Origin of the sequence: Botrimarina colliarenosi (genome assembly GCF_007859955.1) — a bacterium.
Taxonomy (GTDB): Bacteria; Planctomycetota; Planctomycetia; order Pirellulales; family Lacipirellulaceae; genus Botrimarina; species Botrimarina colliarenosi.
The window spans coordinates 31,036-48,252 of the sequence record NZ_SJPR01000002.1 but is presented as its reverse complement, the minus strand read 5'-3'; the positions used below and the strand labels follow the sequence as shown (position 1 = coordinate 48,252).

At 61.8% G+C, this 17,217-nt stretch carries 8 protein-coding genes; all 8 read right to left on the bottom strand.

What is annotated here, in order from left to right:
• Positions 1-257: 257 nt before the first annotated feature.
• Positions 258-1,544, bottom strand: coding sequence for a hypothetical protein (locus Pla108_RS08395; protein ID WP_146444498.1), 1,287 nt, complete (start codon positions 1,542-1,544; stop codon positions 258-260).
• 18 nt (positions 1,545-1,562) lie between these two features.
• Positions 1,563-2,504: a hypothetical protein gene (locus tag Pla108_RS08390; protein WP_146444497.1), complete on the bottom strand. Its 942-nt coding sequence runs from the start codon at positions 2,502-2,504 to the stop codon at positions 1,563-1,565.
• Positions 2,505-2,891: 387 nt separating this feature from the next.
• Entirely contained in the window at positions 2,892-10,823 is a 7,932-nt protein-coding gene (locus Pla108_RS08385; RefSeq protein ID WP_146444496.1) for an FG-GAP-like repeat-containing protein, read from the bottom strand.
• A gap of 952 nt (positions 10,824-11,775) precedes the next feature.
• The gene (gene ccoS / locus Pla108_RS08380; RefSeq protein WP_146444495.1) at positions 11,776-11,943 is read right to left on the bottom strand and encodes a cbb3-type cytochrome oxidase assembly protein CcoS; all 168 of its coding nucleotides are present in this window, start codon (positions 11,941-11,943) and stop codon (positions 11,776-11,778) included.
• Positions 11,944-14,445: a heavy metal translocating P-type ATPase gene (locus Pla108_RS08375; protein ID WP_146444494.1), complete on the bottom strand. Its 2,502-nt coding sequence runs from the start codon at positions 14,443-14,445 to the stop codon at positions 11,944-11,946.
• The gene (locus Pla108_RS08370; RefSeq protein WP_146444493.1) at positions 14,445-15,239 is read right to left on the bottom strand and encodes a sulfite exporter TauE/SafE family protein; all 795 of its coding nucleotides are present in this window, start codon (positions 15,237-15,239) and stop codon (positions 14,445-14,447) included. Before Pla108_RS08370 ends, Pla108_RS08375 begins: the two co-directional genes overlap by 1 nt.
• Positions 15,236-15,787 carry a FixH family protein gene (locus Pla108_RS08365; protein ID WP_146444492.1) on the bottom strand — a complete coding sequence of 184 codons (552 nt, stop codon included), beginning with the start codon at positions 15,785-15,787 and terminating at the stop codon, positions 15,236-15,238. The genes Pla108_RS08370 and Pla108_RS08365 overlap by 4 nt, the downstream gene beginning before the upstream one ends.
• Entirely contained in the window at positions 15,784-17,214 is a 1,431-nt protein-coding gene (gene ccoG / locus Pla108_RS08360; protein ID WP_146444491.1) for a cytochrome c oxidase accessory protein CcoG, read from the bottom strand. Before ccoG ends, Pla108_RS08365 begins: the two co-directional genes overlap by 4 nt.
• Positions 17,215-17,217 lie beyond the last annotated feature (3 nt).

Sequence of the window (17,217 nt, the reverse complement as noted above, 5' to 3'; positions counted from 1 at the left end):
AGCCTCCTGGGGGCCGGCAAGCCCAAGGCCCTGGCGGGCCTCCTCGATCAACTCGCCCAACTACTCACCGCCGCCCTCGACTGGCTCATCCGAACGATCAGCCAACAGAAATCAACGGACTGCTAGGAGTATCTCGATGGCGTCCCGCTCCGTCAAAGAGAATCCGTAATACGGCCGCCAGACATCGAGCGTCTCCTGGACCAGCTCCGGAGAAATCCACGGAGGGGTTTTCTCCACTGAAGTGCCGGGTGGGCCGTTCATGGCTTGTACACCCCCAGCTCGATCGCGCGACGGTAGACCTCCTCCGCCATATCTCGCGTCTCGATAGCCTCGTCGATCCGTTCAATCAGTTCATCCAGGAAGAAGGCGTTGCTGTTGACCTTGATGTTCTCTCGGGCCATCGCCGTCACCATGACGCCGACGGCTTGCAGCACCAGCTGGTCGAGTCGCGGTGGTTCGCCGACGATCGGAGCCAGGACCTCTCCCGCGCTCTGCCCGGCCCACTGCTGTGCTTTCTCTTGCACGACCTGCCAGATGGGAAGCGTGGGCGTCCGATCGGGGTGCTTGCGGTCGTAGGGGCCGTCGGTGAGCCGGAACCACTTTTGCGTTAGGTATTCCAGCACTGCGCCGCGTTTGGCGAACCAATCTTCGAGGGTTTGGACGCCCTGCTTCTTCAGCCACTCACGACGAAGCTGAAACTCAACCCGGGTGGCGTCGATAAACAGATCTCCACATCGCCTCTGGTATAACAGCCTTTGCTTCTCCGGCTTAAACCGTACCTCGTGGGCCTTGTCGTAGACCCTCAGCCGCACATCGCCGGACCCCATCGTATAACCCGTCAGCCGGCTCCCGAACCGATAGGTTCCGCCACTCCGGTCAACGAACTGCTCCTCGTGATCGTACGCCGCATCGATTCGAGCACGGGTAACGAAGTGCTGGTCCATATACGGCTGCGTGAAGGCGTCGACTTTCACGTAGGGACAATCGATACAGGGATCGACCCGAGAGAGCTTGCTTTCGACCAGCCTAGCGCCCAGGTCTCGGAAGGCGCTTTGCAATTGTCGCCAAACTGAACCGGCTCCTTCAGACATCAGCAAAGTTGAATGGGCTGATGCGAGAGCATTCGGCATCGTCCGATGCCGTTTCTCCCGATTCATCAACAACAGAACGAGGCCGTTGTTCGACTGAAGCCGCCAGCGGTAGAAGACCCGCTTCTTGCCTGTCCCAGCAGACGCGGCGCCGGCGCTAAGGGTCCAGGCGTGGCCGCCAAACTCGATGGGCTCGAGCGCGACATGCTGCTTTGCCAGCCGCTGGGCCTGGTCGAAGCGCTCCGATAGCTGCTTGAACCGGGAGTGGTTTACGTACAGCGAGAAATCCAGCCAGTCCTCACCGCCCGTCTGAAGATCGCAAGACGGGATTTTGGGGATAGAGGGGGGTGTGTTACTGAGATCACTTGCGCCGTCGCCCGCCTGCGGTGCGGCGCCTTGTGGTCGGCGGCGCTCCTCGGCGGGCGCCGGGTCGTTGTTGGGGGGGTCAAGGTTCATGCCCCAACCCTAGAAGCCCTATCCCAGTAGCTCCCGGACAGTTGCGTACGCGGATCTGTCCGGTTTCGGCAGCTTGCCGAATTGCTGACGTCTTCGCCGGGTGGCCCGGCCGAAATCGTCGTCGGTGGAGTTAGTCAGATACGCCTGCGAGTCAGCCGGTTGCTGGCACCCCGCGAAGAGAGCGCGAAGGTCGGGAATTTTTAGGCGTTGGTCGAGCAGCTCCGAGAGGTATGAGAGACGCGCGGCGACAATTTTCAAGGCTTGGCTTGGCGCCTTCTCTTTGTCGAAGGGCGCTTGAGCTGCCCACTTGCGGAGCCTCTTGAAGCGATACCCGCCTCGCGCGCCGTCGCTGTGAGCCCACCGCTGGACTTGTGGAGTTCGCATGGCGGTGGGATCGAGACGCACCAGTTGTCGTGCGGCCTGCTCCGCTGCCTTGCCCCCTTTACTGACTCGACGCAGCAGTTCCGTCGGCGTAACGCCATAGACGAGCCAGCACGGCAGATAGACCCAGAAGTAGAACGCCGTCGCCGGTTGCTCCAGATCGAGGGGGCCGTCGTCTTGCTCCGCGTACGCTAGCGAGTCTTCGATCAGCTCAGCATGGTGTTCCGGATCGGGCTCGAAGAAGGCGGAGACGATGGCCACGAAGGCGCAACTGACCGCCCACGGCTCGGCGCGGTTGGGGTTCTGGAGGGCGCCGTAGATGTCGCCGAGGGCCGCGTCTTCGGGGACGCCCAGCTCGATTAGCAACCGGCGCTGCAACGCCTTGGAGGAGCGGTAGAACCGCAGCCGCAACGGTTCGTCGATAGCAGGTCGGCTAGCAAAGATGCCCGAATGGGTGCGGCGCTGGTGGAGGAACTGCCGGATTTCCTCGGTCGACGAAGCGGCGAGGATCGCCGGGAGGGTGACGCCGAGGGGCTTTCCGTCAGCCCAGGCGGCTAGTCGTTGCGTGTCCTTACGCATGCTGGATTCCTTGGAAGGGATGAGACGCTTGCATCCCTTACGGCAAAACTTCCTCTGGGTTCGTCGACTAGTGCGAAACCTCTAGGCCCCCAGAACCTCCGCTCGGGCTCGACAGAAGGGGGGCCGCCCCTCCCACCATCGCCGTCGCATCGGCCCTCAGCGGTTGGCGCAGGGCGGATGCGACGGCGAAGGCGGAAGGGCTCGCGGGACTTATTGCAAGCCGTCTGGGTGGGGCTGCGGAGAGGCTTCACGCCTTGGCTGCATTGGCCGTGGCGGAAATAACGGTCGGCGCGTCGGTTCGACGCAGGTTAGCGCATAACAACTAACAGAAGTGAGCGTCGCTATTTCCGGGCTAACAGAGAAGTGAATGCAACCGTCTTTTGCGACCTATCGACTCGGGCCTAATCCCCAAGGGCGCATCTCGCCTTCGAATGGCGTCTCCTCCGACACGGTGAGGCCGAAATGCCCGTCATGCATTGCCGGCTCGGTGGCGTCGGCGAACGCCTTGTCGATAGCTTGTAGGGCCATGGGGTCTTTCTGCTGATGGGCAGGTCCACTAAGCAACGCAATCGAACGGTCGTAGTCGGACGGCCTCGGCGGCGCCGTATATCGCCGGCGCGGCGTCGCTCTGTCGGACGGCGGCGACTTGGCAATTACGGACCAATTTATTGCTGCGGCGCTGAAGGCAGAGGTTGATTCCGAAGGAGGTTCGGAGATCGCTGGCGGAATGGGCTGAAACGACGAGTTACTCGCCAAGACGATCCCCGTCGAAGTCACGGCGATGAGATCGAGGTCGCGGTCGCCATCGAAATCAGCCGCGCCGAGAGACGTCGCGTCGAAAGTCCACGAGGCAAATCGGGGCAGGTAAACGATCGAAGCGACGCCACTTTCATACGCGTCACGCCACACGGTATAGTCCGCCGCGTTGACGGCGCCGTCGCCGGTTAAGTCCGCGACGAGGCCGGGGCCGGATGTCGCGCCGTAGCTTGCTCGCCAAAACGCTTGATCGTCTAAATCGACAACGCCGTCGTTATTGGCGTCGCCGGCGATGCGGGCCTCGATCCACGTCGGCCTGTCGCCCGGCGCGCCGGGCACGAACGCCAACACGAGGTCGAGGTCGCCGTCGCCATCGAGGTCGGCGGGCAGGATGTCATTGTAGTAGTGCTGGCCGGCGTCGACCACGCGTTCGACGAAGGCGCCGGCGCCGTCGTTCTCGTACCACACCACCCGCAGCGGGCGAAACGTCGAGGATGCCATGGCGAGATCGAGGTCGCCATCACCGTCGAAATCGGCCGCTCGGACCCGACCGCCAACGTAAAGCTGCGAACCGAACTGCTGCGTTTCTACAATCAGTTCTTTGGTGAAGGTAGAGTCTCCGTTGTTTCGATACATCAGCAGGGTGCCGACGTTCATCGCAGACGTATAAAGATCGAGGTCCCCGTCGCCGTCGAGGTCGGCGACGCCGACGTTGACGACGGGGCCCAGCTGCCGATCGATCACCGAGGAGCTGAAGTTTCCAGAGCCATCGTTCTTGTACCAGGCAATCTCTCCGGCCTGGATCGATGTCGACAACTGATTGCCACGATACCCACCCGCGACGAGGTCCTTTGTTCCGTCGCCGTCCAGATCGACCAGCATCACGCTCCTAGAACCTTCAACATTCGAAGCAATCACGCTGAGATTGAAGTTGTTGGCGCCGTCATTCTGCAGAAGCACAAGCCGGCTCCCGATAGTCGAAGGCTGAGAGGCGACAACGACGTCCCAATCCCCGTCGCCGTCGACATCGTCGATCGCGAGGTCCCTCATCCCGTAGTCAACAACCGCCAGCAGGTGGGTGGAGAACTCGCCGCCTCCCTCGTTGCGCAGCCAGTAGACGTTCGGGTCGCTCCCGCTCCCCGCCGCAATCAGGTCGGTGCGGCCGTCGCGGTCGAAGTCAATCGTCTTGACAGCGGCGTAGGGAGTGTCGGCGACGCCTACACCTGCTATCTCATAATCGACCAAGCCGCCAAGCGGCGACGCAATGGTCAGCTGATAATCCTCGACCTCACCGTCGAGGGCGTTGCCCCTGACGCCAAGGCCGCCCGTTGAACTCAACCTGACCCGAGCGTAGGTCGTTCCATTCGTCGCCCAACTTGGGACCTCGAACTGGAGAGTATTCGCGCCTTCGACGACCGGGCGACTCGCAAAGACCTGCTCAAGCTCTCCCGACCAGACGCCGTCGCCATTGAAGTCGATCCAAACATCGACGAAGGCGCCTGTGGGAGCGTTCTGCACATCGACCGTCATCGATGACAAGGACGAGCCGACGACAACTGGACCAAAGGTAACGCCGTCATCCCCTGAATCGCCATCGGCGTGGGCCGTTGCCGCCCCTTGGGGCTCGGTCGTGCGGGTATCGCCGAGTCGGGGTCCGACGGCGACGTGAGCGGCGCCCAATTGCTCGACTTCAATCGGGAAAGGTTCTGGCGCGTCGCCGAAATCGCCGGCGTCACCGTCCGCGGCAATCCAGCGGATCAGTCGATCTCGCGGCTCGTCACCGATGGAGATGATGATCGATTCAAACAACTCGGGCTCGGCGTCCGTGAGCACCACAACGGTGAGATCGACCCGCCGCACGCCGGCAGGGATCGTCAACACGCCCGAAGAACCCTCCATCGAATCGGCCCCCGTTAGGAGGTAGTCCACGCCGAGGACCGCGTCGCCAGAAACCGTAAAGGGGACGGAGATCGCCTCGGGTGGGGCAGCCTGAAGCTCGACACCCACGACGAAGTCGTTGCCGTTTTCCGGGACCACGGTCGGAGCTTCGGACGTGAGGATCGGCCGCAAGGTTTGTGAGTAGAGCCGCATCCCCTGGTTCGGCCCGGCCGCCACTAGATCGAGGGTTCCGTTGCCGTCCATGTCGGCGACAAAAAGAGAATGGTAGGGCTCGGTTCCATCCGGCTCGATCGTGGCGCCGACGAACCGTTGCGAGCCATCGTTCGCGAAGAGTGTAAAGCGACTCGGAGTAAATGTCGCCCGATGGCTGGCATTAACGACATCAATATCGCCATCCCCATCAAAGTCAGCGATGGCGATGTCGTTGGAGTTATTCGGGCCCCCTCCGATACTACGAGAGGTGAACTCGCCCGCCCCGTCATTCTCCAGCCACCCCGCACCTCTTTCAAACTGGACGACCAGGTCTATATCCCCGTCCTGGTCCATGTCGATGGGAGTGGCGGAAAAGGCCCGACTACCATCAAGTGTGGTTACGCTATATTGCCCATCGCTAACACCAAAAAATGCGACGAGCTCTCCGAACGGGGAATTACTTCCTGCAACGACGACATCGAGTAAGCCATCGCCATTGAGATCAGCGGTTTGCAGGTCATTCGCCCCGATTCTTGACACGAAAGAAGAGGAGCGGAATACCTCACTAGTCTCATACCCCCCTGCGCCATCGTTGATATACCACGTTAGGACGGCGAAGTCAGGAAAATACTGAACGCTGTCGATCGCGTACGTAACAACATCAAGCCGCCCATCTTTGTTTACATCGGCTACAGCGAAGACAGAACCCTTTGCGAGAAAGTGTTCCTCAAAAGTCTGGTCACCCGCATTCTCAAGCCAACTGACGTTGCTATCGAATCCGTTGTAGTCAGACTTGACGATGTCGAGATCGCCGTCGCCGTCGAAGTCGACAACACTGAAATGGGTCGTGTAGCTACTGATAATTTTCTCGTCAGAGAAAACACCGGCTTCGTTTTCGTACCAGAAGAGAGTCCGAATGGAGTTCGCCAATCCGACGATGTCGAGATCTCCGTCACCATCGAAATCAATCGGTTGTAATGTTGCTCCGTTCAAGTATTGCGACGGTGGTAGTAGCTGCGCCGGTTCACCGAAGGCGCCATTGGTCAGCGCAGGCGGGAGGATCGAGACTGCGTAGTCCTCGACCTCGCCATCATCAGCTAGCCCGGTCGGACCGAGGTCTCCAGCGGTACTGAGCCGGAACCTCGCGAAAGTCGCGACGCTCGAGGCGATCTCGACCGGGACATCAAACGTCAGCAGGTTCACGCCTTCGACCACCGGCACGCTTGTGAAGACGCGTTCGTCCCCACCGGACCAGTTGCCGTCACCATTGAAGTCGATCCAGGCGTCGAGGCGGGCACCGGCCGGGGCGTTGGACACCGTCACCGTGACCTGGGCGTCGAGTTGTCCAACGCGTATCTCACCAAAGACAACACCGTCGTCGCCGGCGTCTTGGTCGGCCCCTGACGAGGGGGTTCCGTCGGGGGATGCAAGTTCTAATTCGCCCAAACGCAGAGTTTCGTCTCCCACGTGAGCATGCCGCGCCCCGTTGTCGGCCAAGAGTGTCGGATAGGGCGCTGGCGCGTCTCCAAAACTTGCGCCTACGTCAGTGCTACAGATTACATTCGTTTGAGTGACAAGTGACCCTGCATTGTCGCCGGGACCCTTGAGTAGCGAGACGGTGACGACTTCATTCAACTCGAAGAGGCCGTCATCAAGTGGCGTTAAACTCACGCCCGCCATTAACGCGCCGGCAGGGATGACGACGGTTCCGCGCACTCCATCGAATGACGCTGCGCCGGTAAGTTCGTAGTCCGCACCAGAAGTCGCAGCCCCCGAGACTGAGAACGCAAGTTCGGTTGGTTGATCTCTCACCTCGGGTATCTGAAACTCCAGTGCCCAAGGCTCACTTCCTTCGACCAGTGGATCACCCCCCGAAGTCAAGGTGGCGTTGTAAATGTTCTCGTACCACTCAATCCGTGCTGGGAGATCTGACCTGAAGTAAAGACTCGCGACGATGTCGAGGTCGCCGTCTCCGTTGATGTCGGCGACAACAACATCCCGTACCGACCTCGGGTTATCCGCAACGATCTGCTCGACAAACTCTCCGTCTTGCTGATTAACGAACAAGACGACGGCGTTCGGTACTCCTTCAAATTGCACATTGCCCGTCACGATATCGACCCATCCGTCGCCAGTCACATCGGCGATAAACAGGCTCGACACGTACTTAATCGTGTCGGAGACAATCCGCTTCGTGAAGTTCTGCTCACCGTCGTTCTGATACCAAGCGATGGAAGAGTTGCTATACGAAACGGTGATGACATCCAAATCACCGTCGCGATCAACATCGGCGGTAAGGGCTTTCGAAGCAAAATCTGCCGCTGAGGAAATCGTATGACGTGTGAAACTCAGCGTCCCCTTGTTCTCGTACCAAACGACCTTGTCGTCCAAAAGTGACGTCGAAATGACGTCGATGTCGCCATCCCGGTCGAAATCAGCAGCTTGGACGCTGCTAGCTCCGTCAGCCGGGTCGGCAATGTCTCGGGGCGTGAAATCATTCGCCCCATCGTTTTCCAACCACCAAATGCGGGATGGCGACGCTACGAGAAGGTCGATGTCGTCGTCGCCATCGATATCGGCTGCCGTCACATCCCTGACATCTTGGAGTCCGGTCGCGATTGACCTTCGAGTGAACGTCTGGCCTCCGATATTCTCGTACCAGTTTACCTCGTCACTAGTCCCGTCTTCCGTTACTACGACATCGATATCGCCGTCGCTGTCGAGATCGGTTGCGATGATTGCATGCGCATCATTCGCGGCGCCGTCAAGAGTGTGTCGTACGAAGTTCCCGGCGCCGTCGTTCTCGTGCCACGCAACACGGTTGGAGCCCGACGCTGCCGAGAGGATGTCGAGGTCTCCATCTCCGTCCACATCGATCGTGAAAATGCTATCAAGGCTATAAGTGTCTCCGTCGATCGTTACACCCAGATCAAACGCTATCGGCTGGGCGGACGCGGGATCAATCACAACCATGTAATCCTCCACTTCGCCATCCTCTGCAAAACCTGTAACGCCGAGTCCCCCCGCAGTGCTGAGACGGAATCTTGCATAGGTGCTGCCCGGCGTTGCCCAGGCGGGCACTTCAAACGTCAGATAGTTGACACCGTCGGTGACCGGTCGGCTTGCGAAGATCCTTTCGTTGGCGCCTCCCCAGGAACCGTCGCCGTTGAAGTCGATCCACCCGTCAATTTTCGCGCCGACTAGAGCGTTCGACACCGTCACCTCGATTGAGGCGTCACCTTGTCCGACATGGATAGGGCCAAAAGCAATGCCATCGTCGCCGAGATCGGAGTCAGCCGACTCTGTGTGCTGCCCCTCGGCCTCATAGGTGGCGTCGGAACCAAGGCGGAGTTCTCCAACACCAACGTTGCTGTGCCTGGCTCCGTCCTCCGTTGACAGCGATGGGTAGGGGGCGGGTGCATCACCAAAATCTTCCCCACTCTCCTCTCCGACGAGCCAGCCGATGGATGGGGCCGCCTCGCTCGGTTGGTAGTCGGCAGTTGGTAGCAGCGTCACGACAATCGATTCATCGACCTCTGCCGATGCGTCATCGACTGGAGTCGCTACCATCACCGCCGACGTCTCGCCCGCCGGGATGGTGATCGACCCCACTATGCCATCGAAGCTGTCGTAGCCAGAAAGCGTAAAGTCTCTTCCCACATTCGCAGTCCCTTCGATGCTGAACGACAGCACAAGGGGCGTTAACCGGGGCGCATCGATGAAGAAGTCGAACGCCAACGAGGGGCCAACCTCCTCCGAGGCGGGATTGACGGGCAAGCTGAGATGCACCGCCGGCTTGTTTTCAAGCCAAAGTAGATCATCGGTATATCGGATAACATTGCGAGATGGACGGATCGCGATGATATCGACGTCGCCATCGGTGTCAAAGTCGGACACACGGATGTCGTAAGTCAATTCTCCCGCCAACCTCTCGGTATAGCTTTGCGCGTCGTTTCGCTCGTACCAAACCGTCTCGCCGCCAGAATGCGAAGAAACTATGTCAATATCACCATCCCCATCGAAATCGGCGGCTCGGTGAGACTTCAGGGTGTCGGAGGAACCAGATACCGAGATCCAATCGAAACCGCCAAGGCCGTCATTCCTATACCATCCAACGCCCCCCTTTGAAGTGTACTCTGGAAAGATGTCTAGATAGCCATCGCCGTCCATGTCGATAGGCCGGACCTCAAGTCCATAAGTTCCCAAGCCAGAGGCGACTTGTTTCTGGGTGTAGAGGTGGACACCATTGAATTCGAACCAAGCGATACGCCCATCCGAGGTGGCGACAAGGATGTCGAGGTCGCCGTCACGATCGAGGTCCGAGGCGTCCACACTGAGCGCGTACTCAAGAGTGCTGGGAATCGATCCGGCTGAAGTGAAATTCCCCTCGCCATCGTGCTCGTACCAAGTCATCAGCGACGTTAGAACGTCTAAATCGCCATCGCCATCGATATCAGCGAGCGACGCGTCGTAGGCGCGCGGTCCGCTCTGGATCGTATGCCTTGAAAAGTTCTGATTGCCATCGTTTTCGTACCAAGAGACACCGCCGGCGGTTGAGTTCGCTCGATCGAATGCAACGAGGAGATCCATATCGCCATCGGCGTCAATATCGGCGACCTCGATCATCCGGACTTGGTCTGAAGTTCTGGCAATCAACCGAACAGCATACGAGGGACCATTTCCGTAGTACCAGTTCAGCCGGTTCTCAAAATAGGTCCCATTGTAGACGCTTTCACTAACAATCAGATCGACGTCGCCATCGCTATCGATGTCCGCCGAACCGAAGGTTTCGACGCGGCCCAAAGTTGTTGCAACAATCTCGCTGTCGGCAAACGCGGCGGTCCGGTCCGTGGGCAGTGTTATTAGCGTGTAGTAGTCCTCGACCTCACCATCTTCGGCGAGCCCGGTCACGTCGAGATCGCCAGCCGTGCTCAGCCGAAATCGAGAGTAAGTCTTGCCCCACGTCGCCCAAGTCGGCACGTTGAGCGTCAGCGTGTTGAGCCCTTCGACCACAGGGACGCTTGCGAACACGTGCTCGTCGTCGCTCCAAGAGCGGTCGCTGTTGAAGTCGATCCAGGCGTCGAGCTTCGCGCCGGCCGGGGCGTTAGACACCGTCACGGACACTTCGGCGCCGAGTTGGCCAACGTAGAGCTCGCCGAAGACAACGCCGTCGTCACCCGCATCCGTGTCTGCGTTCCAAGAGGCTTGCCCATTCGGCTCGGCAGTGATTTCTAAGCCGAGTCGCAATGATCCCGGGCCGTGGTCGGTGTGCCGGGCCCCGTTGTCAACTAGGGCGGTGGGGTAGGAGTACCCGGCGTCCCCAAAATCGGCGGCCAGCAGTCGTCGATCCTCCAAGAGTTCGAAGAGAGGTTTCCTACGATGGCCTGCCCGCCCAATCGACCGGTGTCGGGAACTCCCCTTCTTCGGGAACAATCCTCTCTTTTGGCTTTCACGCGCTTCGTAAGATTTCATCGACGTTGCTCAGTGAAGCAGAGGCCACAGACGGCTTGGTCAACCACGCTGCCTCCCGTCCCCCTTGAGGCGGCAGAGGGCGATCCAGCGAGAACGCTAAGTATAATGGAAAGAGAGAGAGCCGTCTCCTCTTGGCCGACACGGTTTGGACAGCGTCCTGGGCCGATTTTGGGGCAGAACCACTAGAAAATGGAGTTCGAGACGTTGCGTGGCCAACGCTCCCAATTCCGCCTGCGTCTTGGCAAGGGCAACTAGGAGAAAGCCGAAGTTAGCTTCGTTATCCACTAAGTTAGGGCAGCAAGCGCCGCGAGAGAAAAAAGGACTCGCGTAGAAGCAGTGCAACGCGATGCGGATCTTGCACTTGTGTTAGCCAACCGGCACCGTCCCTACGAGAACCCGTGTTTAGACTGCCGAAGACTCAACGCAGGTCTGCGTGGTCGGTTCGATGTCACCAACTCCGTCGGTGCGTTGGCAGCCGCAGCGAAGTTACGTCGCAGCTAGCGTCGCTGTAGCCCATCCGAAAGGATTCAGTTGACAGACGCCCGCGCTACGAGGCCAATGACCCGGTGTCTCCAAACCTGCGGAGGGCACATCGATCTACGCAGCTGAACGCCGGGTGACATGCCGCCCTGCTTTGCCATTCTCTCCTACGTCCTCCCGCAAACTTTCTATGGAGGGCCGAACTAGGCTCCATCCTGCTGGCACGCTGCCAGCAATCCCTTTAGGTTGCGGCATATAGCGGAGTAGAACCGTTCAACTCGCGTCCAGTCGCTTCGACTATCTTCAGAAACCCGACTGGGGGGAAAAAGTCGATCGGCTCAGGAAAAAGCCCTTCGGCGTCTCGTTTTCTCTCTTCGAGGAGATCCGGGTCGAAGGGCTTTCTCCATTCTGGGACGAGACTTACGTCGACTAGTCGGCGCCCCCTGCGGGGGGCGCTGGCCGGCCTTTTGAATTAAGGCTTTGGGGGTTGCCCTTGCTTGTCGACTTCGTCGAATAGCATCCGATGGGCCGGCGTTTCGGTGTCGTCGAACTGTCCGTCGCGGGTCGCCCAGATGAACGCCGCGACCGCGGTGGCGGCGAGCAGCAGTGCGACCGGCGCCATGACAAAGACAACGGACATCTATGCCTCCCGCCGTGGCGGTTGGAGGGGCTCACGGTTGCCGCTCTCAAACACGACCGCCGACGTTAAGACCGTGAGCGAGCTCAGCGGCATGAGTAGCGCCGCGGCAAGGGGAGTGATCCAACCCGCGGCCGCTAACACAACCGCGATGGTGTTGTAGCCGAGCGAGATTACTAGGTTGCGACGCGTCACCCGCATCGTGCTGCGAGCCAACTCGACGAGGTCGACGAGCTTGCCGATGCCCGGCTCTGTCAGGTAGACGTCGGCAGCGGCGAGCGAGGCTTCGGCGCCGCCGTGGACCGCGACGCCCACGTCGGCGGCCGCCAGAGCGGCGGCGTCGTTGATGCCATCGCCGACCATCATGACGCTCGCGCCGCCCGCGGCGACAGCCGCACGGACCTTGGCGAGCTTTTGCTCGGGCGCCATCGAGTCGATCGCGGCCGACCCGAAGCCCAAGCGTGCGGCGACCGCCTGGACCGCGTCGCGACTATCGCCCGAGAGGATCTCGGCGTTCCACCCGTCGCGGCGGAGGCGGTCGAGATGGGCCTTGGCGTCTGGCTGGAGCTCGTCGCTCAACCAAATCACGGTGACAACGCGTTGGTTCAAAGCGGCGACCACCACCGTGTGGCCCCGCTCACCACCACGTCGGATGGCGTCTGACATTTCTCGATCGACAAACGCCCCGCGTTCGTTGGCGAACCGCGGCGAGCCAACCAGCAAGTCGCCGTCGGGGGTCACACCGAGCACGCCATACCCATGCTGTTCGACGCGTTCGCGAACGAGCAAGGCGTCGGTCGGTTCGATCGGGCCGAACGCACTCAGCAAGGCCTTCCCGATCGGGTGGATCGATTGGCTCTCTACGACGGCGATCCATGCCTTGAGGTCCGTCCTGCCGAAGTAGGCCTCGACACGGTGCCTGCCGTTGGTGAGCGTGCCGGTCTTATCGAGGAACGCCGTGCCGGGCCGCGAGGTGTCGACCGAGGCGAGCTTCTCGAGAACCGCAGCGCTCTTGATGAGTATGCCACGCCGCGAACCCCGGCCGATCGCGACGGCCATTGTCAGCGGCGTCGCCAGTCCCAACGCGCACGGGCAGGCGACAATCAGCAGGGCGACGGTCGACTCGATCGCCCCTCCCAAGTCGGTGGTGATCGACCACCACGCCAAGTTCGCCGCGGCTAGCAGAGCGACGACAACAACAAAAACGCCGCCTACCTGGTCGGCGAAGCGCACAATCGGCGGCTTGTCGGCGAGCCCGTCCTCCACCAAGCGGATGAGCTTGCCGACTCGGGTCGCATCACCGACGGCGTTGACCGTCACGCGAAGCGTCGCCGACAAGTTCTGCGAACCCGCAAAGACCGCCGTGCCTTCGCCGATACGCAGCGGGCGTGACTCGCCGGTGAGCAATCCTTGATCGACCGACGATTGGCCCGCGGTGACGGTCCCGTCGGCGGGAAGGAGCTCGCCGGGACGGACTTCGACTTCGTCGCCGACGACGAGGCTCTCGGTCGACTCCTCGCAGAGCGAACCTTCACGCAGCACCCGGCAGGTGTCGGGCGTCATCGACAGCGTTAGCCCGACAGCTTCCTCGGCCCACCGCTGTTGGCGCGACTGCAGGAAGCGCCCGACGAGCAGGAGGAAGACGAGGACGCTCAATGAGTCGAAATAGATCTCGCCCCGCTTGAGAACGACGTTGACCGAGCCCGCGAGCGCGCCGATGCCGAGGGCAAGCGCGATCGGCTGGTCGAGGCTCGCGGCGCCGCTCCGGCAGGCGGTCCACGCCGAGCGGAAGAACGTCCTGCCGGGCCAGGCGAGCGACAAACATCCGATGAGCAGGCTGAGCCAACGGAACAGTTGGGCGAATTGCGGCTCGATCCCTTCAAAGGCGCCCGCGTACAACGCGACGGCGATCAACATATTGTTGCCGGCCAGGGCGCCGGCGATCGCCATGTTGGTAAGCCGGCTCCGTTCGGTGCGGTTGCGGGCTTGGTGGGCAGACGCGTCGCGGGCCGGGTGAGGAGCGTAGCCGAGCCGGTCGAGCGTTGTCGCAATCGCCGAGAGGGTTGTCTGTTCGGGGTCCCAGACGATCCGCGCCCGTGAGTTGCCGAGCGACAGCCTAGCGTCAACAACCCCGCCGGTGATCGAGGGGAGGCGTTCGACCAGCCAGACACACGCGGCGCAATGCACCCCTTCTAAGCGGAAGTTAATTGCTTGGTAACCGCCGTCGGTGACGGTCGTGTGACGACTAAGGAAGGCGTCGGTGTCGTAGGCGGCGTAGGGCTTGCCGGCGCCCTTGGCGGAGTGTCGCTCGGTCGCCACGCGATCGCGGACGGCGTAGTAGTTTTCTAAACCACACCCACGGATCGTTTCGAAAGCGACCTCGCACCCGCCGCAACAGAATTGGTGCGCCCCCGCTAGATTCTGCAGGGCGGCGGGTACGGGCAGACCGCAGTGATCGCAACGGACCACAGTGCCTACTCTCAGCGGAGTTGAGACGGCGGACATCACGGCGTCGCCCCCGCCGGCGGCCGGCAACAGGGTGGCAGCGTGGTCGGGTCGGGCGTCGCGTCAGGGCGGGCGTCGGCCTCAGAGACGACCTGCTGGGCCAGCGATTCGGCCGACAGGGACAACCGACCGGAGAGAGTGAAGAGACCGACACCGATCAGGGCGACCGCTGTCGCCATCGGCAAACGGTCGCCCAACACGCCCGTCAGCCGCTGAACCCCCACGCCCAGCGAGAGCATCACGGGCAACGTCCCGACCCAGAACGCGGCCATCACCGCGGCGCCGCTTGCGGCGCTGCCCGAGCCGGCGGCGGTGACGACGAAGGCGTAGAGCCATCCGCACGGCAGCAGGGTGGTAAGGAGCCCGATGGTCAGCGCGCGGGGCAGCGCGCTCTGGCGGGCGGCGAAGCGCTGGCCTCGCTGCATAAGGCGTGTCCAAGCCGCTGGCAATCGCCAATGGCCGAAGCGGGCGAAACGTCCTGTCCAGCGCCGCTGCCTGGCGAGTTCGGAGAGGCCGAAGAGGACCATGACCCCTCCCGCCAACGCCAGAGCGATCGGCTGAAGGCCGGCCAGCCGGGAAGCGAGGTCGAGCATCGCCCCCGCCGCCCCGGCAGCGGCGCCCACCAGTACATAGGTCGTCAGACGACCGCCGTGGTAAGCCGCGTGCAATGCCATCGCCTCGCCGCGCGAACGCCCTCCCCTGACGGCGACGCCGCAGAACGGGCCGCACATGCCGGCGCAGTGCAACGATCCGAGCAAGCTCGCCGACAAGACGGCTACCAAAATCGCGGTCACGACGACCCCCCCTTCGACGGGCGAACCCAGAGGTCGGCGTCGACGAGGAAGCGCTCGACGCCGCGCGTCGCAACGGCCTGCACGCGCCACACCCCCTCACGACGCAGCCGCATCACGGCTTCGTAGCGACCCGGCTCCGCGGCCGAAGCCGCGAGCGTGGCCTCGATCGGCTCGCTCGGCCGGCTGAGGTGATAGAGCGTGACCGAGAGGTCGGCGCCGTCGACGGGATTACCCTCGGCGTCTCGCAGCGTGAACTCGACGTGGCGATCGCCGTTCAGTTCGGTTCGATCGGTCGGCGTCAGCTCAAGCGACCAGCCAAGCCGATCACTCGCACGGCGCAGAGCCTGCAAATCGTCCCACGCGAGCGCCGCGGCGTAACCCGATGGCGCCGTCGATCCACCGGGGAGCCGCGTTGAGGAGAGCAGCAAAGCTCCCATCATGATCACGACGTGCCCGCTGAGGAGCACGACCACAACCGCTGGCCACGTCAACCGTCGCCACCACGCCGTACCTGTGCTGGAAACCGATGATTGCGAAGGATCGATCATTGGACAGCCTCCAAGGGCTTCGTCACCGACGTCGCCGGGCCGAACAGGTTGTAAGAGCGTTCGATGGTTTCTCCGCCGCTGTCGGTGAAGCGGAGCGTCGCTTCGAACGTGCCGCCGCGATGGACGAAGGCCTCGGGAGGCGCCAAGAGGTGGACCGGCTCGGTGACCGTTTCACCCGACGCGATCCGAAGCTCAGCGCCACCGTCGAGACGGAGCGATGCGGGAGCGACCGCCTCGATCCGATAGGTCCGCTCCTCGTCGACACGGTTGACGAGCTTGACGCGGACAATATTCTCGACGTCGCCCGACGCGGTGACGACGAACGGCCGGCCCATCCCGCGGAGCAGCGTCACGTCGAATCCTTTCCGGCCCACTAGCAAGGCGACGAAGACCCCGGCCAACAGCACGATAACTCCCGAGTAGATCAGCACCCGCGGCCGGACGATGCGTGTCGGCTTGCCCTCCAACGCCAACTGCGAGCTGTAACGGATCAGTCCGCGTGGCTGTTTGATACGGTCCATGACGCTGTCACAGGCGTCGATACACTGAGTGCAGTTGACGCACTCCAGCTGCAGGCCGTCGCGGATGTCGATGCCGGTCGGGCAGACATCGACGCACATGCCGCAATCGACGCAGGAGCCGAGGCCCTTCTCCGCGCGGTCACGGCCGTGGCCGCGCGGCTCTCCTCGGTTCTTGTCGTAGCCGACAACGAGGCTCGACCGGTCGAGCAACACCGATTGGAAACGGCCGTACGGACACCCAATAATACAGAGCTGCTCGCGCCAGTAGCAGAAGTCGAATAGCATCAACCCCGTCACCAGCATCACCAGCAAGAACGCGCCGGGATGGCGCCAGGGGGGTTGGGACCAGATCCACTCGTTCATCGCCGCGACGCCGACGAAGTACGACAAGAACGTGTTCGCCAAGTGCAGGCAGATCAGGAAGAACGCCAAGTACATCGCGGCGGTGCGCCAGCCGGCGACCTGCTGCTTTGGCTTGCCCCCTTTGCCGGCGGTCCCCATGAAGAGCCGCTCGATCGGGCGGAAAACAAACTCCAGATAGACCGTCTGCGGGCACGCCCAACCGCACCAGACGCGACCCAAGATGGCGGTCAAGAAGAAGATCGTCAGTCCCACCATCAGCCCGAAGACGGCGAGGAGCTCGAGATCGGTCGGGCGGAATTGCAAGCCGAGCAGCGAGAACCGGCCGTTCCAAATGTCGAGCTGGATCGCGGGACGCCCGCCGATCTTGATGAACGGCAGCAACGTGTAGACGGCGATCAAGCTGTAGGCGACCACCCGGCGGCGGGACCAGAACCGCCCCGTCGAAAGCTTGGGGTAGAGCCAACGCCGCCGACCGTCACTCTCCAAGGTCGAGAGCACGCGTCCTTCGGCTTGGAGCACCGGGAGTTGATTCGAATCGTCCATTAT

What these genes read in the sequence shown, in the direction of transcription:
- Pla108_RS08390 (WP_146444497.1), bottom strand. Translation starts at nt 2,504, where the DNA reads ATGCGTAAGGACACGCAACGACTAGCCGCCTGGGCTGACGGAAAGCCC.
- ccoS (WP_146444495.1), bottom strand. Translation starts at nt 11,943, where the DNA reads ATGTCCGTTGTCTTTGTCATGGCGCCGGTCGCACTGCTGCTCGCCGCC.
- Pla108_RS08365 (WP_146444492.1), bottom strand. Translation starts at nt 15,787, where the DNA reads ATGATCGATCCTTCGCAATCATCGGTTTCCAGCACAGGTACGGCGTGG.
- Pla108_RS08385 (WP_146444496.1), bottom strand. Translation starts at nt 10,823, where the DNA reads ATGAAATCTTACGAAGCGCGTGAAAGCCAAAAGAGAGGATTGTTCCCG.
- Pla108_RS08375 (WP_146444494.1), bottom strand. Translation starts at nt 14,445, where the DNA reads ATGTCCGCCGTCTCAACTCCGCTGAGAGTAGGCACTGTGGTCCGTTGC.
- Pla108_RS08395 (WP_146444498.1), bottom strand. Translation starts at nt 1,544, where the DNA reads ATGAACCTTGACCCCCCCAACAACGACCCGGCGCCCGCCGAGGAGCGC.
- ccoG (WP_146444491.1), bottom strand. Translation starts at nt 17,214, where the DNA reads ATGGACGATTCGAATCAACTCCCGGTGCTCCAAGCCGAAGGACGCGTG.